At 57.4% G+C, this 23,134-nt stretch carries 18 protein-coding genes and 1 pseudogene; 8 read left to right on the top strand and 11 right to left on the bottom strand.

Translation table 11 applies throughout. From position 1 onward, the window contains the following. Nucleotides 1-34: 34 nt before the first annotated feature. The gene (locus tag BWI95_RS20760) at nt 35-1,795 is read right to left on the bottom strand and encodes a DEAD/DEAH box helicase (RefSeq protein WP_054803365.1); all 1,761 of its coding nucleotides are present in this window, start codon (nt 1,793-1,795) and stop codon (nt 35-37) included. A gap of 147 nt (nt 1,796-1,942) precedes the next feature. Here BWI95_RS20760 and rsuA point away from each other — a divergent pair, with 147 nt between their 5' ends. The 3 genes from rsuA to BWI95_RS20745 all read left to right on the top strand — a co-directional run bounded on the left by rsuA (nt 1,943) and on the right by BWI95_RS20745 (nt 4,544). Then, nucleotides 1,943-2,650: a 16S rRNA pseudouridine(516) synthase RsuA gene (gene rsuA / locus BWI95_RS20755; RefSeq protein WP_054803366.1), complete on the top strand. Its 708-nt coding sequence runs from the start codon at nt 1,943-1,945 to the stop codon at nt 2,648-2,650. 18 nt (nt 2,651-2,668) lie between these two features. After that, nucleotides 2,669-3,862: a Bcr/CflA family multidrug efflux MFS transporter gene (locus BWI95_RS20750; RefSeq protein WP_076770173.1), complete on the top strand. Its 1,194-nt coding sequence runs from the start codon at nt 2,669-2,671 to the stop codon at nt 3,860-3,862. Nucleotides 3,863-4,199: 337 nt separating this feature from the next. Next, complete coding sequence (locus BWI95_RS20745) at nt 4,200-4,544, top strand: YejG family protein (protein ID WP_023479706.1); 345 nt, start codon at nt 4,200-4,202, stop codon at nt 4,542-4,544. A 3-nt stretch (nt 4,545-4,547) separates the two neighbouring features. On the opposite strand, the gene yejF is transcribed toward BWI95_RS20745, so the two are convergent. The 9 genes from yejF to BWI95_RS20700 all read right to left on the bottom strand — a co-directional run bounded on the left by yejF (nt 4,548) and on the right by BWI95_RS20700 (nt 16,189). Beyond that, on the bottom strand, nt 4,548-6,137 hold the full coding sequence (gene yejF, locus BWI95_RS20740) for a microcin C ABC transporter ATP-binding protein YejF (RefSeq protein WP_076770172.1): 1,590 nt from the start codon (nt 6,135-6,137) through the stop codon (nt 4,548-4,550). Further along, complete coding sequence (locus tag BWI95_RS20735) at nt 6,138-7,163, bottom strand: microcin C ABC transporter permease (protein WP_054803368.1); 1,026 nt, start codon at nt 7,161-7,163, stop codon at nt 6,138-6,140. Next, nucleotides 7,163-8,263, bottom strand: a complete 1,101-nt coding sequence (yejB, locus tag BWI95_RS20730; RefSeq protein WP_023479694.1) for a microcin C ABC transporter permease YejB — start codon at nt 8,261-8,263, stop codon at nt 7,163-7,165. The genes BWI95_RS20735 and yejB overlap by 1 nt, the downstream gene beginning before the upstream one ends. 9 nt (nt 8,264-8,272) lie before the next feature. Then, nucleotides 8,273-10,081, bottom strand: coding sequence for an extracellular solute-binding protein (locus BWI95_RS20725; RefSeq protein ID WP_076770171.1), 1,809 nt, complete (start codon nt 10,079-10,081; stop codon nt 8,273-8,275). A 92-nt stretch (nt 10,082-10,173) separates the two neighbouring features. Beyond that, the gene (locus BWI95_RS20720) at nt 10,174-11,730 is read right to left on the bottom strand and encodes a cyclic di-GMP phosphodiesterase (protein ID WP_076770170.1); all 1,557 of its coding nucleotides are present in this window, start codon (nt 11,728-11,730) and stop codon (nt 10,174-10,176) included. A 169-nt stretch (nt 11,731-11,899) separates the two neighbouring features. Further along, on the bottom strand, nt 11,900-12,463 hold the full coding sequence (gene mepS, locus BWI95_RS20715) for a bifunctional murein DD-endopeptidase/murein LD-carboxypeptidase (protein WP_023479708.1): 564 nt from the start codon (nt 12,461-12,463) through the stop codon (nt 11,900-11,902). Nucleotides 12,464-12,885: 422 nt separating this feature from the next. Beyond that, nucleotides 12,886-13,587: a phosphatase PAP2 family protein gene (locus tag BWI95_RS20710; RefSeq protein ID WP_076770169.1), complete on the bottom strand. Its 702-nt coding sequence runs from the start codon at nt 13,585-13,587 to the stop codon at nt 12,886-12,888. Between the two features lie 43 nt (nt 13,588-13,630). Beyond that, nucleotides 13,631-14,608, bottom strand: coding sequence for a CobW family GTP-binding protein (locus tag BWI95_RS20705; protein ID WP_076770168.1), 978 nt, complete (start codon nt 14,606-14,608; stop codon nt 13,631-13,633). Nucleotides 14,609-14,722: 114 nt separating this feature from the next. Continuing rightward, complete coding sequence (locus BWI95_RS20700; RefSeq protein ID WP_054803369.1) at nt 14,723-16,189, bottom strand: mannitol dehydrogenase family protein; 1,467 nt, start codon at nt 16,187-16,189, stop codon at nt 14,723-14,725. A gap of 205 nt (nt 16,190-16,394) precedes the next feature. Here BWI95_RS20700 and uxuA point away from each other — a divergent pair, with 205 nt between their 5' ends. Continuing rightward, nucleotides 16,395-17,585, top strand: coding sequence for a mannonate dehydratase (gene uxuA / locus BWI95_RS20695; protein WP_054803370.1), 1,191 nt, complete (start codon nt 16,395-16,397; stop codon nt 17,583-17,585). Between the two features lie 69 nt (nt 17,586-17,654). Here the strand turns inward: uxuA and yeiP are convergent. Next, a pseudogene (yeiP, locus tag BWI95_RS20690) lies at nt 17,655-18,215 on the bottom strand (elongation factor P-like protein YeiP). A 168-nt stretch (nt 18,216-18,383) separates the two neighbouring features. Here yeiP and BWI95_RS20685 point away from each other — a divergent pair. The 4 genes from BWI95_RS20685 (at nt 18,384) to fruA (ending at nt 22,678) form a co-directional block, all read left to right on the top strand. Next, nucleotides 18,384-18,638: a YkgJ family cysteine cluster protein gene (locus tag BWI95_RS20685; protein ID WP_054803372.1), complete on the top strand. Its 255-nt coding sequence runs from the start codon at nt 18,384-18,386 to the stop codon at nt 18,636-18,638. Between the two features lie 259 nt (nt 18,639-18,897). Further along, nucleotides 18,898-20,028, top strand: coding sequence for a fused PTS fructose transporter subunit IIA/HPr protein (fruB, locus tag BWI95_RS20680; RefSeq protein ID WP_054803373.1), 1,131 nt, complete (start codon nt 18,898-18,900; stop codon nt 20,026-20,028). Then, complete coding sequence (fruK, locus tag BWI95_RS20675) at nt 20,029-20,967, top strand: 1-phosphofructokinase (RefSeq protein ID WP_023479738.1); 939 nt, start codon at nt 20,029-20,031, stop codon at nt 20,965-20,967. Between the two features lie 16 nt (nt 20,968-20,983). Then, complete coding sequence (gene fruA / locus BWI95_RS20670; protein ID WP_076770167.1) at nt 20,984-22,678, top strand: PTS fructose transporter subunit IIBC; 1,695 nt, start codon at nt 20,984-20,986, stop codon at nt 22,676-22,678. The last annotated feature ends 456 nt before the right edge of the window (nt 22,679-23,134 follow it).

The following is a 23,134-nucleotide window of genomic DNA, read 5'->3' as shown; positions in this document are numbered from 1 at the left end:
CCCCTAATGATTGATACAGCAATCAAAAGTGCGCTTAGCCGCGCAATTCATGCGCCCGGCGAAAGCGACCTTCGTAATCAAACACTTTTTCCCGCACCTGCCAGTACTGCCCTTTCATACGTGCGACGACAAAATCGGGGTGACGCAGCAGCGCCTGCTGGGCAACGATATCCGCCGCCACAATCCAGCGTAACGGCACGCCGGGCGTGCGCGTATGCGGGCGCATAAAGAGCTGCTCAAAGGCGGTGCGCTGCGCCGGGCTCTGCAGGCGAAAGCGCTCGCTGACATCGGCGCCATCTTCATCGTAATAGGTGATTTTCAGCCATTCGCCTTTCTCATCCGCGCCGTGCTGCAATGTCATGCCACTGCAACGTAGCACCAGCGCATCTTTCAGCTTCAGCGCGGCTTTCAGCATATCGTCCGGGTCGACGAGAATCGCATCGCAGCTGCGGCAGCGGCGCGCGGCGATATCATTCTCCGCATTGCAGTGCGGGCAGTTTTTAAAGCGGAAACGGTAATCGCACTGCTCGCGATGCCCTTCATCATCTTCAAACCAGCCCTGGCAACGGCGGCCAAAGTGCTCAATCAGCGTACCGTCAGCGGTGGTTTTACCCCAGAAAGTATTAGCGAAGCCGCAGCCCGGGCAGAAAACCTGCACCGGCACGTTATCGCTTTTGCCTTTCGGCGCGCCAATCTCCGGGGCGTAGAGATCGTGCGGGTTACCGGCGTAATCCAGAATCAGGCAGTCGGTTTTCCCCGGTGCCAGGCGCAGGCCGCGACCGACGATCTGCTGATAGAGGCTGACGGATTCCGTCGGGCGTAAAATGGCAATCAGATCGACATGCGGCGCATCAAAGCCGGTGGTCAGCACCGCGACGTTGACCAGAAAGCGGAACTGCTGCTGTTTGAAAGCCTCAATTAAGGCATCACGCTGCGGGCCGGGGGTTTCGCCGGTGATCAGCGCCGCGTCGTCCGCGGGCAGCAGGCCGGTGATCTCGCGGGCGTGCTCCACCGTGGCGGCAAAAATCATCGCCCCTTTGCGCGTCTGCGCAAACTCAACAATCTGGCTGACAATGTGCGGCGTAATGCGCTTCTGCTTCTTCAGTTCGCGGTTCAGCTCCGCTTCGCTGAACAGGCCGTTACTCTGCGTCTGTAAGCGGCTGAAATCGTACTGCACCACCGGCATATCCAGCCGCTCCGGCGGCGTCAGATAACCATGTTTAATCATATAGCGCAGCGGCAGTTCATAAATACAGTCGCGGAACAGCGCTTTTTCATCGCCGCGTACCATGCCGTGATAGTGAAAGCGGTAAATCCACCCTTTACCAAGACGGAAGGGGGTTGCCGTCAGGCCGAGCAGGCGAATGCGTGGATTCACCTCCTTCAGATGGGAAAGGATTTGCTGATACTGGCTGTCGTCGTCATCGCTGATGCGATGGCACTCATCCACCACCAGCAGGGAGAACTCACCCTGGAACTGATCAAGGTTGCGCGCCACCGACTGCACGCTGCCAAACACCACTTTGCCGTGGCTCTGCTTGCGCTTCAGCCCGGCGGCAAAAATATCTGCATCCAGCCCAAGGGCGATATATTTAGCGTGGTTCTGCGCAACCAGCTCTTTCACATGTGCCAGCACCAGCACGCGACCACGTGCCAGCCGCGCCAGCTCGGCAATCACCAGGCTTTTCCCGGCGCCGGTTGGCAGCACAATCACTGCGGGTTCAGCGTGTTGACGAAAATGGGCGAGGGTGGCATCCACCGCTTCGCGTTGGTAGGGGCGTAGCGTAAAAGTCATTGTCTCAACGGCGTTACAGATTGACGGCAGACAGTATGCCACGAAACTTTGCTTTAAGCGGTTTATGATGCTCGTTATACTTCAGGCTGTTCATCTCTTTTGTGGGCGCATTGCCCCCATTCAGCACCATACAGGCTAGAAAATTTCATGCGACTTGATAAGTTTATCGCTCAGCAGCTTGGCGTCAGCCGCGCCATTTCCGGGCGCGAAATCCGCGGCAGCCGTGTTACGGTCAATGGCGAGATCGTTCGCGATGCCGCCTTTAAACTGCAACCGGAACACGAGGTTGAGTACAACGGCAATACCCTCGTTCAGCAGACCGGCCCGCGCTACTTTATGTTGCATAAACCGGAAGGGTACGTCTGTTCTACCGAAGATCCCGATCACCCGACGGTGCTCTACTTCCTCGACGAACCGGTCGCGCACAAGCTTCACGCCGCCGGGCGTCTCGATATCGACACCACCGGTCTGGTGCTGATGACCGATGATGGCCAGTGGTCGCACCGCATTACCTCGCCGCGCCATCACTGCGAAAAGACCTACCTGGTGACGCTGGAGTCGCCGGTTGCAGAGGATACCGCTGACCAGTTCGCTCACGGCGTCCAGCTGCATAATGAAAAAGATCTCACCAAACCCGCCGTGCTGGAGGTGATTACGCCGACGCAGGTGCGCCTGACCATTAGCGAAGGACGCTATCATCAGGTGAAGCGCATGTTTGCCGCCGTGGGCAACCACGTGGTCGGCCTGCATCGCGAACGCATTGGTGGCATCCGTCTGGATGACGACCTGGCGCCGGGTGAGTACCGCGCGCTTACCGAGGATGAAATTGCCAGCGTTGGCATGCTCACCCGCTAACTTCAGGAGATTGCTGCCGTGACCAGCAGGCCACACTCATCACTGAGTATTGTCTTTATCCTTGGCCTGTTGGCCATGCTGATGCCGTTGTCGATTGATATGTATCTGCCCGCCTTGCCGGTGATTGCCGGGCAGTTCGGCGTACCGGCCGGCAGCGCGCAGATGACCCTGAGCAGCTATATTCTCGGCTTTGCCATCGGCCAGCTCTTCTATGGACCGATGGCAGACAGCATCGGGCGCAAGCCGGTGATCCTTGGCGGCACGCTGGTGTTCGCCGTGGCGGCGGTGGCCTGCGCATTGGCGCAGAGTATCGAGCAGCTTATCTTTATACGCTTTTTGCACGGCCTCGCCGCCGCGGCAGCCAGCGTGGTGATTAACGCCCTGATGCGTGATATCTACCCGCGCGAAGAGTTCTCACGCATGATGTCCTTTGTCATGCTGGTGACCACTATTGCGCCGCTGCTGGCGCCGATGATTGGCGGCGCGGTGCTGATATGGTTCAACTGGCACGCCATCTTCTGGATCCTCGCGCTGGCGGCGCTGCTGGCATCAGGGATGATCGCCTTTTTCATCCGCGAAACGCTGCCGGTAGAGAAGCGGCATAAGTTCCATTTCCGCACCACCCTTGGCAACTTTGCCTCGCTGTTTCGCCACAAACGCGTGCTCAGCTATATGCTCGCCAGCGGCTTCAGCTTTGCCGGGATGTTCTCCTTCCTCAGCGCCGGGCCGTTTGTCTATATCGAAATTAACCACGTCTCGCCGCAGGATTTTGGCTACTACTTTGCACTCAATATCGTCTTCCTGTTCATTCTGACCATTATCAACGGCCGCTTTGTGCGCCGGGTTGGCGCGCTGAATATGTTCCGCAGCGGGTTGTGGATCCAGTTTGTGATGGCGTTATGGATGGTGGTGACCGCGCTGCTCGGTGTTGGCTTCTGGGCGTTGGTGGTGGGTGTGGCGGCGTTTGTCGGCTGCGTCACGCTGGTGGCGTCGAACGCGATGGCGGTGATCCTCGACGAATTCCCGCATATGGCCGGCACCGCCTCATCGCTGGCGGGCACCTTCCGTTTTGGTATCGGGGCGATTGTTGGCGCGCTGCTGTCGCTCGCCACCTTCAACACCGCCTGGCCAATGATCTGGTCGATGACCTTCTGCGCCACCTGCTCGGTTCTCTTCTATCTCTATGCCAGCCGCACCAAAAAAGCGGCATAACCCCTCTCAACAGGGAGCGTAACCCGCTCCCTGCGTTGATGCATATCAAGCAAAAGCCGTTCTCTTTTTGGGCTTTTTGTTTCTTTTATGTAAAATCCTGTCGTGTAAAAAGTCACATCTTTGTAGTGAAAAAGGTTGAGTTAGATCTCATAAACGGGTACATATAGCCGAAAAGTTGGCCTGCCGACGCGTTCATAACATGCTGATAAAAGCGCGGCAAACCCACACACTACGCGGGGTGCAACCTTTTCTCTGCCACTGGCAGGATGAAATGTGAATAGTGTGTTAATCTAGATGTGAAATATTTGTGAAGTGAAAGTACTTCTGGGGAAAGAAAGTGAATACATTACAGCTCTCAATCATCCACCGTTTGCCCCAGTGCTATCGCTGGCGAGAGGGTTTTGCAGGTGCCAAAGTTGAACCGATTCCGCAAAATGGACATGCGGCGGATGACGCGCTGGTGGCATTAAAATTGCTCAGCCCGGACGGCGATAACGCCTGGCCGGTGATGCATAAACTCAGCCAGGCGCTCAGCGATATCGAAGTCGACTGCTCGGTGGTTGAGTGCGAAGGCGAGCCGTGCCTTTTCGTTCACAGCCAGGATGAGTTTGCCGCGACCTGCCGCCTGAAAAACTTCGGCGTCGCTATCGCGGAACCTTTCTCCAATTACAACCCGTTCTGAACCTCAGCTCAGCGACAGCAGCTGGCGTGTATACGCCTGCTGAGGTTCGTCAAACACCCGCCGACACTCGCCCTGTTCCACCACTTCACCCTGTTTAAGCACAATCACCTGGTGGCAGAGGGTGCGCACCAGATGCAGATCGTGACTGATAAAGATATAGGCCAGCCGGTGCGTCTGCTGAAGCGACTTCAGGAGCGCGAGGATCTGCGCCTGCACGGTGCGGTCCAGCGATGAGGTTGGTTCATCCACAATAATCAGCTCCGGCTTCATAATCAGCGCACGGGCAATGGCGATACGCTGGCGCTGGCCGCCGGAAAACTCCGCCGGATAACGCTGGCGTGTCTGCGCATCCAGCCCTACCTCCTGCATCACCTCGATCACCCGCTGCTCGCGGGCTTCGCGCGACAGCTCAGGCTGATGCACGCGTAGCCCCTCTTCGATAATCTGCTGCACATTGAGGCGCGGATTCAGCGCCGAATTGGGATCCTGAAACACCACCTGAATCCGGTGGCGCACCGGCAGCATCTGCTTGCGGTTCCACTTATGCAGCGGTTTGCCGTCGAACAGAATCGTGCCCTCGGCGTTGACCAGCCGCAGCAGCGCAAGGCCGGTGGTGCTTTTCCCGGAGCCGGATTCGCCCACCAGCCCCAGCGTTTCACCCGCTCGCAGGGTAAAGGAGATCCCTTTCACCACCGCGTTTTGCGCGACAACGCGGCGGAAAATGCCTTTACGCACCGGGAAGCTGACGCCGAGTTTCTCCACCTGCAACAGCGGCTGATCGACGGGCGGGAGCGGCACCGGCTCACCGTGCGGCTCGCTGTTGATCAGCTTTTGCGTATAGGGATGATTCGGCGCGCTGAACAGGGCTTGCGCACGGTTCTGCTCCACGCAGCGGCCGTTTTGCATCACCGCCACGTTATCCGCCAGCTTGCGCACAATGTTCAGGTTATGGGTGATAAACAGCAGCCCCATATTCAGCTCGTCGCGCAGCTCCCGCAGCAGGGTGAGGATCTGCGCCTGCACGGAGACGTCCAGCGCGGTGGTTGGTTCATCGGCAATTAGCAGCTCGGGGCGCGTCAACAGCGCCATGGCGATCATCACACGCTGGCGCTCGCCGCCGGAGAGCTGATGAGGGAAGTCGCTGAGGCGGCTACGCGCATTACGGATGCCGACGCGATCGAGGCAGTCGAGCATCTCGGCCCGCGCCGCTTCCCGGCTCATTCCCCGGTGCAGGGAGAGCACTTCATAGAGCTGCTTTTCCAGCGTATGCAGCGGGTTGAGAGAGACCATCGGCTCCTGAAAGATCATGGCGATCTTGTTGCCGCGCACGCCGCGCAGGGTGCGCTCGCTGGCATGCAGCAGGGATTCGCCATGAAACAGAATATCGCCTGCGGGATAGATCACCGGCGGCGAGGGGAGCAGGCGCAGGATCGACAGCGCGCTGACGCTCTTGCCGGAGCCGGACTCGCCCACCAGCGCCAGCGTTTCGCCCGCGTCAATGCGCAGGGAGAGATCCTCCACCACCGTGCGGGTCGTCGTCTGCTGGCGAAAGGCGATGGTTAACGCGTCAATAGTCAGTAACGGGGAAGCCATTTACACCGCCTTATTAGGATCAAACGCGTCGCGCACCGCTTCGCCGATAAAGATCAGCACCGACAGCAGCAGCGCCGTTGAGACGAACGCCGCGATGCCGAGCCACGGAGCCTGCAAATTATTTTTACCCTGCAGCAGCAGTTCGCCGAGAGACGGGGAGCCAAGCGGCAGCCCGAAACCAAGAAAATCGAGGGAGGTGAGGGTGCTGACCGAGCCGCTGAGAATAAAGGGGAAGAAGGTGAGCGTCGCCACCATCGCATTAGGCAGCATATGGCGCAGCATAATCGCGCCATCGCTGACGCCCATCGCCTGTGCGGCGCGGATATAGTCAAAATTACGCGTGCGCAGAAACTCGGCGCGCACCACGCTCACCAGCGTCATCCAGCCGAACAGCACGGTAATGCCGAGCAGCCACCAGAAGCCGGGCTGGATCACGCTTGAGAGCAAAATAATCAGAAACAGCGTCGGTAGCCCGGACCACACCTCAATAAAGCGCTGGCCGAAGAGATCGATCTTACCGCCGTAATAACCCTGCACGGCACCGACCACGATGCCGATGACGCTGGAGCAGAGCGTCAGCAGCAGGCCGAACAGCAAAGAGATGCGCGTGCCGTAGAGAATGCGCGCCAGCACATCGCCGCCGTTGGCGTCGGTGCCGAGCCAGTTTTGCGCTGACGGCGGAGAGGGGAAGGGCTGCGTGGTGGCGTAGTTAATGCTGCGTGCGCCGAAACGCACCGGCGCCCACAGCGCCCAGCCATGCTCGTTAAGCTGTTTTTGCAGCCACGGATCCTGGTAATCCGCCGGTGTGGCAAACGGGCCGCCAAAGTCGCTCTCGCTGTAGTTTTTCACCAGCGGCACAAACCACTCGCCATGATAGCGCACCAGCAGCGGCTTATCATTGGCGATCAGCTCCGAGCAGAGGCTTAAGACAAAAATCACGACAAAGATCCATAACGACCAGTATCCACGGCGGTTATGGCGAAAACGCGCCCAGCGCGCCTGGTTAACATAACTGAGTCTGAACATCAGCGCCCCTCGAAATCAATACGCGGATCGACCAGCGTATAAGTGATATCGCTGACAATATTCAGCAGCAGGCCGATAAGGGAGAAGATATAGAGCGTGCCGAACATCACCGGGTAATCCCGCGAGACGGTCGCTTCATAGCCCAGCAAGCCGAGACCGTTGAGGGAGAAGATCACCTCGATCATCAGCGAACCGGTAAAGAACATGCTGACAAAAGTCGCCGGGAAGCCGGCAATCACCAGCAGCATGGCGTTGCGAAAGACATGTTTACGCATGATATTGCGCTCGCTCACCCCTTTGGCGCGCGCCGTCACCACGTACTGCTTGCGGATCTCATCGAGAAAGGAGTTTTTGGTGAGCATCGTCAGCGCGGCAAAGCCGCCAATCACCGTCGCCAGCACCGGCAGGGTAATGTGCCAGAGATAATCAGCGGCCTGCTTATACCAGGGCAGCGTGGCGAAATCCGTCGACACCAGCCCGCGCAATGGGAAGAAGTCATAATAGCTGCCACCGGCGAAGAAGATGATCAGCAAAATGGCGAACAGAAACGGCGGAATGGCGTAGCCGACAATAATCAGCGCGCTGCTCCAGATATCAAACCGGCTGCCGCTGTAGACCGCTTTACGTATCCCAAGCGGAATCGACACCAGATAGATAATCAGCGTGCCCCACAGGCCAAGGGTGATGGAGACCGGCAGGCTCTCTTTGATCAGTTGCAGCACCGAGGCGCTGCGAAACAGGCTGTCGCCGAAATCGAAGCGTGCATAATCCCACAGCATCTTAAAGTAGCGCTCGGAGAGCGGTTTATCGAAGCCGTAGCGCTTTTTGATCTCCTCAATCACCTGCGGGTCGAGGCCGCGCCCGCCGCGATAGTGGCTATCGTTGGTCAGCGCATCACCGACCCCGGTGCGCGCATGGCCTGCACCCATACCGCCATCACCTGTGCCGGGCAGCCGCCCCTGATCGCCAAACTCAATGGCGGCAATCGCCTGATCGACCGGGCCGCCGGGCGCAATCTGCACGATAAAAAAGTTGATGGTAATAATCGCCCACAGGGTGGGGATCAGCAGCAGTAAGCGGCGAATGAGATAAGCACCCATCCCGTCTCCTTAACGTCTGGCGGCGGGCAGTTTCGCCGCCTTGTTTACGTCATACCACCAGGTATCAAACCCAATTGAGTAGACGGGGCGAATGCCGGGCATGGAGAACTTGTCCCAGTACGCAAGGCGATCGGCCGCCATATACCACATCGGCAGCATGTAATAGTTCCACGTCAGCACGCGATCCAGCGCGCGTCCGAGCGGCAACAGCTTCTCTTTGTTCCCCTGCCAGCGGGCAATCTGTTCAAGCAGAGTGTCGATAGCGGGGTTTTTTACCCCGGGCGCATTGTAGGAGGAGTCGATATAAGCGGAACCCCAGGAGATTTGCAGGTCGCCGCTCGGCCACGGCTGCGCGCGCCACAGACGCGGCATCATGTCGTAATCGCGGCTGCGCATGCGGTTGGTCGCCTGTGAGTTATCCACCTGGCGTAACTCCATGGTGATGCCGAGCCGGGCGAGATTGTGCTGGAAGGGCAGCACCCATTGCACATTTCCGCCGGAGGGGAGCAGCAGTTCAAAAACAAAGGGCTTGCCGGTTTTGGCATTCACCCGCTGCTGATTTTTCAGCACCCAGCCCGCATCGTTCAGCAGCTTATCGGCTTTCAGCAGGTTCTGGCGATCGTAGCCGTCGCCGCTTGAGGTGGGCGGGGAGTAGATCTGCGTAAAGACTTCAGGCGGGATCTGATCTTTTAACGGTGCCAGCAACGTTAGCTCGTCGGCATCCGGGTAGTTACGCGCGGCATATTCTGTGTTGATAAAGTAGCTGTCCGCCCGGCTGTAAGCACCATAAAACAGGGCTTTGTTCATCCACTCGAAGTCGAAGGCCAGCGAGACCGCTTCACGTACCCGCCGGTCGGCGAACACCGGGCGCTGGATATTAAACGCCAGCCAGCGCGCATCCTGCGCCGAGTGGTTGGTCTGTTCATCTTTAACAATATAGCCGCGCGCGAAATTGGTGCCGATATAGCGCGTGGCCCAGTTTTTCGGGCTATCTTCGCTGCGCAGATCGTAAGATCCGGCTTTAAACGCCTCAAAGGCGACATTGTCGTCGAGATAGTAGTCATAGCGAATATTGTTGAAGTTCCAGCGGCCGCGGTTGACCGGCAGGTCGGCAGCCCAGTAATCGCGCACGCGGGTATAGGCAATATACTGCCCCATACGCCAGCTGCTGATGCGATAAGGCCCGCTGCTCAACGGCGGGCGGGCAAGCGGCTCGCTAAGGTTATGATCTTTCCAGAACTTCTCCGGCATCACCGGCAGCGTCAGCAGGCTGAGCATATCCTCTTTGCCCGGCTTCGCCAGCTCAATGCGCACGGTCAATGGCGAAATGGCTTTTACCGTCGTGCCTTTATAGACAATGCGAAACTGCGGCACCCCCTGAGTCATAAACTTCTGGAAGGTGAAGGCGACATCGCTGGCGCGGATAGGCGAGCCGTCATGGAAGCGGGCGCGGGGATTGAGTGAGATCTCCATCCACGAGAAGTCATCAGCATAGCGTGTGGTTTCGGCAATCAGCGGATAGTAGCTGCCAGGCTCATCGTCGGAGGTGGTAAACAGGGCGTCGTACAGCGCATCGGTGCGCACCGCCGGGTTGCCGCGCAGGGCGAAACGGTTGAAGTTATCAAAGGTGCCGATATTGGCGAGCGTCACGTTACCGCCTTTCGGCGCAGCAGGGTTCACATAATCAAAATGGGAAAAATTAACGGCGTATTTCGGTTCGCCGATAATCGCAAAGCTGTCACTCTCTTTAATGGTCTGCGCCTGGCAGGCGAGGGCGATAAACGCCAGTAACAGAGCAACAATGCGCACACACTTCATTTGCTGGATCCCTTTTACCGCAATGCGACGGAGGCGTGAATTTTTCTGTTTGAATAATAGGGGAGGGATCGGCGGTTGTGAACTCTTTCCGCCTACAGCCGGGCAGTAAATGTCGGCGGTCGCCAGTCGATAAACTGCTGTAGCGTCATCGGGCGACTAAAAAAGTAGCCCTGCAGGTAGTGCACGCCGCGATCGCGCAGCCAGCGCACCTGCTCCGGCGTCTCCACCCCTTCCGCCACGGTGCGCATATTGAGCCGTTTCGCCAGCGTCAGCACGGCGTCAAGCACCGGTGAGGTGACGGTCTCCGTGCCGATGGCGTTAACAAAACCGCGATCGATCTTCAGGAAATCGAGGGTGAAGCGCTCAAGGTAGATCAGCGCGCTATGACCGGTGCCGAAATCATCAATGGCGATCTCAAACCCTTCATCATGCAGCCACTGGAAGATCTTATTGACCTCATCATGGTTGAGCATATCGCGCTCGGTGATCTCCAGCACCACGCTGAAGTGGTGAGGGGGAAGCGAGAGGGCAAACTGCTGCATATCTTCTTTAAAGCTCGGCGCATGCAGATGACCGGGCGCAATATTGATGCCCATTTTGACCCCTTCCGGTAGCAGCGTTTTTAAAACCGGCGCATCGCGGGCGATAAGCTTAAACAGGTGCAGGGTCAGCGGCACAATTAACTGCTGCGCCTCGGCAAAATGAATAAAAGCATCGGGCGGGATTTCGCCGGCGGTCGGGTGCTTCCAGCGCATTAATACTTCAAAACCGGTCACTTTTAACTCCGCGCCGCTCACCACCGGCTGGTAAACAACGTAAAACTGGTCGCGCTTAATTGCCGTGAGGATCTCCCGGCCGGGGCGCAGATGTATCGCGAGCATCGCAGCGCTCAGCAAACCGGCAAGCATACCGACAGTGGCACCCAACAGCAGTGCGAACTGCAGATCTTCCACTCGCCATTTATCGGCGTAGAGGTAGAGCCTGACCGGCGAGCCTTCAACCTGCACGCTCAGGTAGGGCGTTTGATGCAGAGTACTTAACAGCAGTGGTCTGCCTGAAAAGGTGGTCAGCGCGCGATCGCCGATACCGAGCGCAAGGCCGTTAAGATCGGGCATCTGCGTGGTGTAAAGCATATAGGGCGCGAGGTTGATATTGAGCGTGGCGAGCACGCCACGGTTATCGAGCAGCGGGCTGCGAAACCAGAGCGCAATCACCGGTTGCGTCGGCATCATCGGCGTACCGGGTAAAATCACCATATCGGTAGTTTTATTAATATCGATACCTGGAATCAGCCGTTTCATCGGCTCATCCATATCGCCGGTAGCCGATGAACAGTAGGCGTGCTGATCTTTTACCAACAGAAAGGCGCGCACATTCTGGCTGAAGGCGGCTTTCGAGGTAAGTTCGCTGGCAGCCTCTTCGCAGCTGTTGAGCGTAAGCGGGTGCAGCGATTCTGCCGCGGTGCGGATAGTGCTGAAGTAACTGGCATAAGAAGCCTGAATGCTGCTCAGCAGGGTATCGTAGCGCGCTTCACGTTTTTGCTGCTCCAGCCAGAACTGAATACCGCCGACCAGCAGGGCGACAAGCGCGCCGGTCAGCAGGCTGATAAGCACAACGCGTCGATTAACGGTGACGTTACGGGTAAGCATGATGCTGAGCCTATGTGAGCGGTTCATCATATTTCGCCTATAAAGCGGGGGATATAAGCGAAATAAAACCCGGAAAGTTTCGTATAGCATATTGCAGGCACAAAAAAACACCGCCGAAGCAGTGTTTTTTATAACTTTACGCCAGCCAAGGGTAACTGGCATAAAGCGATTAGCTGCGTGTCAGGATCCGTCGCGCTTCGTTATAGCGCTTCTTCCAGTATGGCTCATCAAGGTTGGAAATCATCACACCACTGCTGGTGGAGGCATGAACGAATTGGTTATTACCAATATAAATGCCGACATGACGTCCGGTAGAGCCTGCGCGGAAGAGAACCAGATCGCCGGTGCGCAGACTGGTGCGCGAAATAGACTTACCGGTTTCCTGCTGTTCCCAGGTGGAACGCGGCAGCTCTAAACCAAACTGTTCGCGGAAGGTGCGCTGCACAAAGCCAGAACAGTCGATGCCTTTCTTGGTGTCGCCGCCGAGACGGTAGCGAACGCCTTTCCAACTTGCATACTGATCCATAAGCCGGTTTTTAACATCCAGATTACGTACCAGGTTTTCAAATTCATCCTGAGAGGCTTGCAGTGAAGAGCTATCTTCGGGCACAGCATGCGTCTCAGGATGCATATTCTTGGCGGTATTTGTTGAACAAGCTGAAAGCAGAACCGCTACTGCGATCGCGGGTATCGCCCGCACGATATATCTCAAGATCGGCTGAGACTTGACCATGTTGCTTATTTTCCCTTGAAGTCCTTAACGATAATATCGTTATGAAAAATGCTAAACGCAGCGAGATTAATTATCTGAATGTTTCAAGACAAATACTCGAGCCAGAATTTGTGGCGAGACGCACAAATTACCGCGCAGAGAGTAAAAGAGCACTCTTTGCGACAAGACGGACCGAGGTTACCTGAACATCTAATGCAAGGCGAGTGCTTTTCATCACTTTTTTATAAGAAATTGTGATACAGAAAGTGAATTCATGCGTTTGGTCAATAAATGGACAAATAAAGAGAAATAGCAGGCAAAATGCTCTTTTTAAAGGCGATTGAGTTGGCTAAAAAGTGACACAATCAGGCATCCGCCGGGAATTTACATTAAGGACGCTAATGATCGCCTCTTCCCGGCGGCGCTAAATGTTACTTAAGTGTTTAAATTTTGTTTTTCCCAGGCAAATAGCGATCAAATAACGCCACGATCTTATCGCTCAGTGGCGTCATCAGACACCAGGGCAGGCCAATCAACACCGCAGAGAGTGAACCGACGGCAATATCCGTAAACCAGTGCGCGCCAATCATTACCCGGGGGAAAGCAAATATGACAAATATAAGGATCCCGATGGCGAATGCTTTTTTACCGAAATAACGCAGCATCACCGAGGCAAAAATCAGCAGCATCATTCCGTGGTCGCCCGGGAAGCTATCTTTCGAGGCATCTTTCGTCGGGAAGTTGAGCAGATCGCTCACCCGATAGGTGTCGGTAAAGGAGATCGACGGGCTGGCGCGCTTCACCGGCATCATATGCTGCGCAAGCTGGTTGATCACCAGTGCCAGCAGCAGCATGGTCAGGCCAATCATCACCACACGCCGACGTCCGGCCGGATCTGCCGGCAGCCAGAAAGAGAGCATCAGACAGCCCATTGCCACCAGCGAACAGGCATCAAACGCGCGGTTGTTAGTGAGCGCCACAAACCATAAGTAGGCGCGATTCTCCGCCAGCCCATGGTTGAAAAAGTGAAAAATCGCTGAATCCAGCGGGAACCAGAAACCATGATTCACCGGCAGATACCAGGAGAAAAACAGCGCGAGGCCAGCAGCATTCAGCAGCACGATGAGAGGCAGTCGGGTTTTCATTTTGCAGGCTCTTTTAGGTTTAAGGGACGCCACGGTAGTCCGGCTAACTTAAACGAAGCTTCAACAACGCTGATTGAAGCGTGTTCCAGTCAGCCTCGCTGTCGGTGATTAACTCTATCCGGCTATCGGGCGGCGCAACGTTTTGCGTCTCAATATGCAAATCCTGACCCTGACGGTTTACGCGCAGCAACCCTTCGGGAATACGCATTACCCCTTTTACCCGCGACACTGGCGCAAGCCGCGCCCACTCCAGCAGGCCAATGGTGTCGAAAACCGTATCGGCATCGAAAATCCAGCCGCAGGCATGGTGCCCCTGGCCACTATTCAAATTGCGACGCCAGCGCTGATGCGCCGGTAAACTCAGTGCCGCCAGCCCCTTTTTCTCACCGTGCGCGTGATCGTGCGCGGCGCTCTCTGGCAGGGCGCGCAGATTACGGCGCGGTTGGTCGAGCAGGCTGCCGTCAATCGCTCCCTGCGTAGCGTTCACCCGCAGGCGATCGCCGCCAAACTCAGCCCACCATGCCTCAAATGTCTGCTGGCTCTCGGCGCTGGCGCGATCCTCTTTATTAGCAACGATAATATCCGCTGCCGCTAACTGGTCGCGGAAGTTCTCATTGTTCAGCGCTTTCTCATCGAGCAGCTGGCGCGGGTCGAGCAGGCAGAGCGTAGCGCGCAGATCGATCCACGGCTCGTAGACCGGGGCGGTAAGCATATCGAGGATCTGCTTCGGGTGGCCCAGCCCGGTCGGCTCAATCAGCAGGCGATCGGGTTTGCCCTGGCGCAGCAGGGTGTTGAGACCGACCTGCATAGGCAGGCCGTTGACGCAGCACATGCAGCCGCCGGGGATCTCTTTAAGCAGCGCGCCGCTGTCGCTGAGCAGGGCACCATCAATGCCGACTTCGCCAAACTCATTCACCAGCACCGCCCACTTCTCCTGCGGATCTTTATGGGCCAGCAAATGCAGAATGGAGGTGGTTTTGCCGCTTCCGAGAAAGCCGGTAATCAGATTGGTCTTCGTCACAGGAACTCCGCGTCATCAAAAAGCACAAGCGGACAATCCTGGCGAAAAAAAGCCAAAAAGAGAAGAGCGCGGACGGCGCATCGCACTATCCGTCCGCGTTGAGGGCAAAAAATGTTAAGGGTTGACCGCCTGCTGCACCGCGCCGTGTGCGCCGAGGGTCTCAATAGCGCGCCAGGCCTGGCTGACGGCATCGACAAACACCGGGTTATGCGGCAGATCGTTACCGAAGATCTCTTTCAGCGTCAGCAGCGCCGTCACGCGCTCGTCGCTGCTGCTGGTCTCAACGATGGCACGGATTTTATCCGCCAGCGGATCGCGAATATCAATGGTCTCGCCCGCATCATCGACGCCGCTGACATAGCGCATCCAGCCCGCGACGCCGAGCGCCAGCAGCGGCCAGTCGCTCTGGCGCTGAAGATGAATACGGATCCCATCCAGCAGGCGCTGCGGCAGCTTCTGGCTGCCATCCATCGCAATCTGCCAGGTGCGGTGTTTCAGCGCCGGGTTAGCAAAGCGCTCAAGCAGGCTGTCGGCATAGGCATTGAGATTGACGCCTTTGATGCGCAGCGTTGGCGCTTGCTCATTGAGCATCAGCTGGCGCGCTGCCTCCCGGAAGGCCGCGTCCTGCATACACTCATTAATATGGGCAAACCCGGCGAGATAACCTAAATAGGCGAGGAAGGAGTGGCTGCCGTTAAGCATGCGCAGCTTCATCTGCTCCCACGGCTGCACATCTTCCACCAGCTGCACGCCTGCCGTTTCCCACGCCGGACGCCCGGCGACAAAGTTATCTTCTATTACCCACTGAATAAATGGCTCGCAGCTGATGGCGCAGGGATCGAAGACGCCGATTACGTCGGCAATCTCCGCCAGCGACTCGTCGGTCGCCGCCGGGACAATGCGATCGACCATGGTGGCCGGGAAGCTGACATGCTCCGCTATCCACTGTGCCAGCTCCGGCGAGCGGGTTTGCGCCATCCCGAGCACGGCGTTTTTCACCACGTGGCCGTTGTCAGGAATGTTGTCACAGGAGAGCACGGTAAAGGGCGGCAGCCCGCGTTCGCGGCGGCGGTGCAGGGCTTCTACCAGAATGCCCGGTGCGGAGTGCGGCTCGTGCGGGTATTTCAGATCGTGCTCAATACGCGGCTGGGTGAGATCAAGTTCACCGCTGGCCGGATCGATGCAGTAACCCTTTTCGGTGATGGTCAGGGAGACAATCGCCACCTGCGGCTCGCAGAACTTCTCAATAATCGCCGCCAGCGTGTCGAGTTTGGCATTCAGGCACTCGTTGACCGCGCCAATAATAATCGGCTTATTTCCGTCCGCGCCTTTCTCCAGCACCGTATAAAGATGTTCCTGCTCGCGCAGCTGCGACATTAAAACATCGCCGCTAAACAGGCTGATTTCGCAAATGCCCCAGTCGCCTCCTTGCGCATTCAGCACCCGGTCGGTTAATAACGCCTGATGGGCGCGGTGAAAGGCACCAAAACCGAAGTGAACGATGCGCGAACGGAGCTGGCTGCGATCGTACTGAGGCTGTTGCACCGAAGCGGGCAGCATGGCGGAGGCAATTGTTTTCATCTCTATACACCTGATTAACCAATAATTAACAATAGCAGTGTAAAGTTATATGACAGCAAAAAGAATTGGTATGCCTTAAATATCCGGGGAATGTGAGCTGGATCAATCATTGCTGTGGCAGGATTTGACCGCTTTCCATAAGCATGTATGGTAGTCGTCATGTTTCACGCGGTATTGGTATAACAACTTTTTTGAGGGGAAGACGATGGAACAAACCTGGCGTTGGTATGGGCCGAACGATCCGGTTTCTCTTGATGATGTTCGTCAGGCAGGCGCGACCGGCGTGGTCACCGCTCTGCACCACATTCCGAACGGCCAGGTGTGGCCGGTGGAAGAGATCAAAGCCCGCCAGGCCCTGCTGGCTGAAAAGGGGCTTTACTGGTCCGTTGTCGAAAGTATCCCGGTACATGAAGAGATCAAAACCCACTCCGGCGACTGCGACAAATGGATTGCCAACTATCAGCAGAGCATTCGTAACCTCGCCGCCTGCGGGATTGATACCGTCTGCTACAACTTTATGCCGATCCTCGACTGGACGCGCACCGACCTGGAATACCAGTTGCCGGATGGTTCACGCGCGCTGCGCTTCGACCAGATAGCCTTTGCCGCGTTTGAGCTGCATATTCTTAAACGCGAAGGGGCGCAGGCCGATTACAGCGAAGAGGAGCAGCGCCAGGCGCAGGCCTATTTCAATGCGATGAGCGATGCGGAAGTGGAAAAGCTGACGCGCAATATCATTGCCGGTCTGCCGGGGGCGGAAGAGGGCTATACGCTGGATCAGTTTCGCGCGCGTCTGGCGGAGTATGACGGCATCGACAAAGCACAGCTGCGCGAAAATATGGCCTGTTTCCTGCGCGCCATTGTGCCGGTGGCGCAGGAAGTGGGCGTGCGGCTGGCGGTTCACCCGGACGATCCGCCGCGTCCAATCCTCGGTCTGCCGCGCATTGTCTCCACCATTGAAGATATGCAGTGGCTGAAAGAGGCGGTGGACAGCATCAACAACGGCTTCACCATGTGTACCGGCTCCTACGGCGTGCGGGCGGATAACGATCTGGTGCGGATGATCGAGACCTTCGGCGATCGCATTCACTTCACCCATCTGCGCGCCACCTGCCGCGAAGAGAACCCGAAAACCTTCCACGAAGCGGCGCACCTGCAGGGCGATGTGGATATGGTGTCAGTGGTGGCGGCAATCCTTAGCGAAGAGCAGCGTCGTAAGAAAGCAGGCGATCTGCGCCCGATCCCGTTCCGCCCGGATCACGGTCACCAGATGCTTGACGATCTGCATAAGAAAACCAACCCCGGTTACTCGGCGATTGGCCGCCTGAAAGGGATGGCGGAAGTGCGCGGCGTTGAGCTGGCGCTGAAGAAGACGCTGTTCCGCGACCTGCTGTAATAGCCGCGGGTAAATGCTCTGCTCGCTTTTGCGGGCGAAAAAAAAGCCTCCATGCGGAGGCTTTTTTATTTAATCAGCGCGGCCCATATAGCGGCGCTCTTCAATATGAATGCGGATCTTCTCGCCGGTGGTCAGGTACTCCGGCACCTGCACCACCAGGCCAGTGTTCAGCGTGGCAGGCTTGGTACGGGAGCTGGCAGATGCGCCTTTGATGCCCGGTGCGGTTTCAACGATTTCGAGATCCACGGTCTGCGGCAGCTCGAGCGCCAGCAGCTGGCCATCCCACAGCAGCACCTGCATATCCGGCATGCCACCTTCCGGAATAAACAGCAGCTCATCTTCAATCTGATCTTTGGTAAAGGTATAGGGCGTGTAATCTTCTTTATCCATGAAGACATATTCGTTGCCGTCTACATAGGAGAAGTCAACGAAACGGCGGTTCAGGGAGACGGTATCAACAATGTCGTCGCCTTTAAACGCTCTTCAACTTTCAGGCCGGTGCGGACATCAGCAAAGCGCATTTATACAGCGTTGCTGCGCCACGGGCGCCGTGACTGAATATCAATGCTTTACAATCAGCAGCTTGCCGTTGTAGCCATACCTTTTTTGATTTCGTTCGCTCCTTGGCATTGCCCAGGTTCCTGTAAAAAAGAAATTCACCACAAATATCGCGACAAACTACTCGCGAGGGCCTTTCAGGCAAGGGGAATTGCTGAGTTTTGCGTTGCATGGGTAAAAGATGATAGCGTGCCCGGCAGCGTGCTATTTCAGCGCGCCGACGCCAATAAGAGAGCCGCTATGCACTGCCGCCCGGACTGCGGAGCCTGCTGTACCGCCCCGTCCATTACCAGCCCGATCCCCGGCATGCCCAACGGTAAACCGGCCAACACGCCCTGCGTTCAGCTTGATGAACATCAGCGCTGCAAGCTTTTTGGCTCACCGTTGCGACCAAAAGTGTGCGCCGGCCTGCAGCCAGGCCTGGAGATGTGCGGTTCAACGCGCGAACAGGCGATGATCTACCTCCTCGATCTCGAACAGCAAACCGCGCCGTAATTCCTTTCAAAGCTGAACAGGCTGAAGGCGATAAGCTGACGGCCAAATCCGCGTCAGCAAATTTCCCTTAACGGACTGTAAAATGTGCAGTGCCTCAAAATTCTTAAATGCCAAATGAGAGATTTCTTGATCGTCGGGCAAAAAAGGTCAAGACTCCTTGAAACGTTTCAGCGTCATCGCATTGTCTCTGAACCACGGCGGTGACGTAACCTTTCTTATGTAAGCTGAAACGATTCAATTTCAGCGGGAGACGAGTCACATGTTCCAGTTATCCGTTCAGGACATCCATCCAGGCCAGCAGGCCGGTAATAAAGAAGAGGCCATCCGCCAGATCGCGGCGGCACTGACCGAAGCCGGCAACGTGGCTGAAGGCTACGTCAATGGCATGCTCGCACGCGAGCAGCAAACCTCCACTTTTCTTGGCAACGGCATCGCCATTCCGCACGGCACCACCGACACGCGCGACCAGGTGCTGAAAACCGGCGTCAAAGTGTTCCAGTTCCCGCAGGGCATTCTGTGGAGCGAAGGGCAGGTGGCTTATGTTGCCATCGGTATCGCTGCCAGCTCTGATGAACACCTCGGCCTGCTGCGTCAGCTGACGCACGTGCTGAGTGATGACGCCGTCGCCGCGCAGCTGCAATCCGCGACCACCGCTGAAGAGCTGCGTGCGTTGCTGATGGGCGAAAAGCAGAGCAGCGCGCTGAAGCTGGATAACGAAACCCTGTCGCTGGACGTCAACGCCAGCTCGCTGATGATGCTGCAGGCGCTGAATGCCGCGCGTCTGAAAGAGGCGGGCGCGGTAGACAGCGTCTACGTCACCCGTGCTATTAACGAACAGCCGCTGAACCTCGGCCAGGGCATCTGGCTGAACGACAGCGCCGAGGGCAACCTGCTGAGCGCTGTTGCCGTCAGCCGTGCCGCCACGCCGTTTGAAGTAGAAGGTGAAAACGCCGCCGTGCTGGTGAGCGTCGCCATGGCCGATGAGCAACCCGTTGCTGTGCTGAAGCGCCTGAGCGATCTGCTGCTGGCAAATAAAGCTGACCGTCTGCTGAATGCCGATGCCGCCACGCTGCTGGCGCTGCTGACCAGCGACGACGCGGTCACGGACGATCTGCTCAGCGAAGAGTTTGTCATTCGTAACGAGCACGGCCTGCATGCCCGCCCGGGCACTATGCTGGTTAACACCATTAAACAGTTCAACAGTGAAATCACCGTCACCAACCTCGATGGGTCAGGCAAACCGGCAAATGGCCGCAGCCTGATGAAAGTGGTTGCGCTGGGCGTTAAGAAAGGACACCGCCTGCGCTTTACCGCACAGGGCGAAGATGCTGAACAGGCGCTGAAAGCGATTGGCGACGCCATCGCAGCGGGCCTGGGAGAGGGAGCGTAAATGAGCAGAAGAGTCGCAACAATTACTTTAAACCCGGCCTACGATCTGGTGGGTTTCACCCCGGAAGTTGAGCGTGGCGAAGTCAACCTGGTGCGCACCACCGGGCTGCACGCCGCCGGTAAAGGGATCAACGTCGCCAAGGTGCTGAAAGATCTGGGCATCGATGTCACCGTGGGCGGTTTCCTCGGTAAAGATAACCAGGACGGTTTTCAGCAGCTGTTCAGCGAGCTGGGCATTGCCAACCGTTTCCAGGTGGTGCAGGGGCGTACGCGTATCAACGTTAAGCTGACCGAGAAAGATGGCGAAGTGACCGACTTTAACTTCTCCGGTTTCGAAGTCACCCCGGCCGACTGGGAGCGTTTCGTCGCCGACTCGCTCACCTGGCTTGGCCAGTTCGATATGGTCTGCGTCAGCGGCAGCCTGCCGTCCGGCGTCAGCCCGGAAGCCTTTACCGACTGGATGACGCGCCTGCGCAGCCAGTGCCCGTGCATCATCTTCGACAGCAGCCGTGACGCGCTGGTCGCCGGGCTGAAAGCCGCACCGTGGTTAGTAAAACCTAACCGCCGCGAGCTGGAGATCTGGGCCGGTCGTAAACTGCCGGAATTGCAGGACGTTATTGAAGCCGCTCACGCGCTTCGCGAGCAGGGGATCGCCCACGTGGTGATTTCGCTGGGCGCAGAAGGGGCGCTGTGGGTCAACGCTTCGGGTGAATGGATCGCCAAACCGCCGTCAATGGAAGTGGTAAGCACCGTTGGCGCAGGGGATTCGATGGTTGGCGGCCTGATTTACGGCCTGCTGATGCGTGAGTCCAGTGAGCACACTTTACGCCTGGCCACCGCTGTCGCTGCACTGGCGGTCAGTCAGAGTAACGTAGGGATTACCGATCGTACCCAGTTAGCCGCGATGATGGCGCGCGTTGACTTAAAACCCTTTAACTAACAGCAGGAGAGGCATAATGAAAACGCTGCTGATCATCGACGCTGAACTCGGACAGGCCCGTGCCTATATGGCAAAAACCCTGCTGGGCGCGGCGGCGCAAAAAGCGAATCTGCAATTTGTTGATAACCCAGGCGACGCGGAACTGGCGATCGTATTGGGAAGCCAGCTGCCAAACGACGCGGCGCTGAATGGGAAAAAAGTCTGGCTGGGCGATATCAATCGCGCGGTCGCGCACCCGGAGCTGTTCCTGAGCGAAGCGAAGAACCACGCCGCGCCTTACAGCGCTCCGGCTGCTGCACCTGCGGCGGCGGCTCCGGCCGCTGGGCCGAAACGTATTGTTGCCGTGACCGCCTGTCCGACCGGCGTCGCGCACACCTTTATGGCGGCAGAAGCTATTGAAACCGAAGCGAAAAAACGCGGCTGGTGGGTGAAGGTTGAAACGCGCGGCTCCGTGGGCGCAGGCAATGCCATCACCCCGGAAGAGGTTGCGCAGGCGGATCTGGTTATCGTTGCGGCGGATATCGAAGTGGACCTGGCGAAGTTTGCGGGCAAACCGATGTACCGCACCTCGACGGGTCTGGCGCTGAAGAAAACGGCGCAGGAGCTGGATAAAGCGGTAGCGGAAGCAAAGCCGTATCAGCCATCCGGCAAAGGGCAGTCTGAATCTTCAGAAGGCAAAAAAGAGAGCGCGGGCGCCTATCGTCACCTGCTGACCGGCGTCTCTTACATGCTGCCGATGGTGGTGGCGGGCGGTCTGCTGATTGCACTCTCCTTTGCCTTTGGTATTACCGCGTTTAAAGAAGAGGGCACGCTGGCGGCGGCGCTGATGAAGATCGGCGGCGGTACGGCGTTTGCGCTGATGGTGCCGGTACTGGCGGGCTTTATCGCCTTCTCGATTGCTGACCGTCCGGGTCTGACGCCGGGTCTGATCGGCGGTATGCTGGCGGTGAGCACCGGGTCTGGCTTTATCGGCGGTATCATTGCCGGTTTCCTTGCCGGTTACATCGCGAAAGCGATCAGCAAAGGCTTTAAGCTGCCGCCAAGTATGGAAGCGCTGAAACCGATTCTGATTATTCCGCTCTTCTCCAGCCTGATTGTTGGCCTGGCGATGATCTACCTTATCGGTACGCCGGTAGCGAAAATCCTGGCGGGTCTCACCTCCTGGCTGCAAACCATGGGCACGGCGAACGCCGTTCTGCTGGGCGCGATCCTCGGTGGCATGATGTGTACCGATATGGGCGGTCCGGTGAACAAAGCGGCCTACGCCTTTGGTGTCGGGCTGCTGAGTACGCAAACCTACGCGCCGATGGCGGCGATTATGGCGGCCGGTATGGTGCCACCGCTGGCGATGGGTCTGGCGACGCTGGTTGCACGCAACAAGTTCGACAAAGGTCAGCGTGAAGGGGGCAAAGCGGCGCTGGTGCTGGGTCTGTGCTTTATCTCTGAAGGCGCGATTCCGTTTGCGGCGCGCGATCCGATGCGTGTTATTCCGTGCTGTATTGCCGGTGGCGCGCTGACGGGTGCCATTTCGATGGCGATTGGCGCCAAACTGATGGCACCGCACGGTGGTCTGTTTGTGCTGCTGATCCCGGGTGCTATCACTCCGGTGCTCGGTTACCTGCTGGCGATCGTTGCCGGTACGCTGCTGTCGGGTCTGCTTTATGCCCTGCTGAAACGTCCGGAAACGGAAATGGCCGCGAAAGTTGCCTAAGCCGTAGAAACAGAAAAAAGGCCGCTCAGCGGCCTTTTTTTATGCCCGCAAAAGGGCAGGTTTTTGTAGGCCTGATAAGCGCAGCGCCATCAGGCATAACGCCATTGCCGGATGGCGGCTGACGCCTTATCCGGCCTACGGTTTGCAGAGGATTTTGCTTTTGTAGGCCTGATAAGCGAAGCGCCATCAGGCATAACGCCATTGCCGGATGGCGGCGAACGCCTTATCCGGCCTACGGTTTGCAGGTGATTTTGCTTTTGTAGGCCTGATAAGCGCAGCGCCATCAGGCATAACGCCATTGACGGATGGCGGCGAATGCCTTATCCGGCCTACGGCTCGCAGGTGATTTTGCTTTTGTAGGCCTGATAAGCGCAGCGCCATCAGGCATTGCGACTTTGCCGGATGGCGGCGAACGCCTTATCCGGCCTACGGCTCGCAGGTGATTTTGCTTTTGTA

Source organism: Kosakonia cowanii JCM 10956 = DSM 18146 (assembly GCF_001975225.1).
GTDB lineage: Bacteria > Pseudomonadota > Gammaproteobacteria > Enterobacterales > Enterobacteriaceae > Kosakonia > Kosakonia cowanii.
Note: the sequence above shows the minus strand (reverse complement) of the source record. Positions and strands in the feature narration are given on the sequence as shown.

Excerpts from the sequence above, each read along its gene's own strand:
- BWI95_RS20725 (WP_076770171.1), bottom strand. The coding sequence starts at position 10,081 with ATGAAGTGTGTGCGCATTGTTGCTCTGTTACTGGCGTTTATCGCCCTC.
- BWI95_RS20735 (WP_054803368.1), bottom strand. The coding sequence starts at position 7,163 with ATGTTCAGACTCAGTTATGTTAACCAGGCGCGCTGGGCGCGTTTTCGC.
- fruK (WP_023479738.1), top strand. The coding sequence starts at position 20,029 with ATGAGCAGAAGAGTCGCAACAATTACTTTAAACCCGGCCTACGATCTG.
- yejB (WP_023479694.1), bottom strand. The coding sequence starts at position 8,263 with ATGGGTGCTTATCTCATTCGCCGCTTACTGCTGCTGATCCCCACCCTG.
- uxuA (WP_054803370.1), top strand. The coding sequence starts at position 16,395 with ATGGAACAAACCTGGCGTTGGTATGGGCCGAACGATCCGGTTTCTCTT.
- BWI95_RS20760 (WP_054803365.1), bottom strand. The coding sequence starts at position 1,795 with ATGACTTTTACGCTACGCCCCTACCAACGCGAAGCGGTGGATGCCACC.
- BWI95_RS20720 (WP_076770170.1), bottom strand. The coding sequence starts at position 11,730 with ATGCTTACCCGTAACGTCACCGTTAATCGACGCGTTGTGCTTATCAGC.
- yejF (WP_076770172.1), bottom strand. The coding sequence starts at position 6,137 with ATGGCTTCCCCGTTACTGACTATTGACGCGTTAACCATCGCCTTTCGC.
- fruA (WP_076770167.1), top strand. The coding sequence starts at position 20,984 with ATGAAAACGCTGCTGATCATCGACGCTGAACTCGGACAGGCCCGTGCC.
- mepS (WP_023479708.1), bottom strand. The coding sequence starts at position 12,463 with ATGGTCAAGTCTCAGCCGATCTTGAGATATATCGTGCGGGCGATACCC.
- BWI95_RS20685 (WP_054803372.1), top strand. The coding sequence starts at position 18,384 with ATGCACTGCCGCCCGGACTGCGGAGCCTGCTGTACCGCCCCGTCCATT.
- BWI95_RS20700 (WP_054803369.1), bottom strand. The coding sequence starts at position 16,189 with ATGAAAACAATTGCCTCCGCCATGCTGCCCGCTTCGGTGCAACAGCCT.
- BWI95_RS20710 (WP_076770169.1), bottom strand. The coding sequence starts at position 13,587 with ATGAAAACCCGACTGCCTCTCATCGTGCTGCTGAATGCTGCTGGCCTC.
- rsuA (WP_054803366.1), top strand. The coding sequence starts at position 1,943 with ATGCGACTTGATAAGTTTATCGCTCAGCAGCTTGGCGTCAGCCGCGCC.
- fruB (WP_054803373.1), top strand. The coding sequence starts at position 18,898 with ATGTTCCAGTTATCCGTTCAGGACATCCATCCAGGCCAGCAGGCCGGT.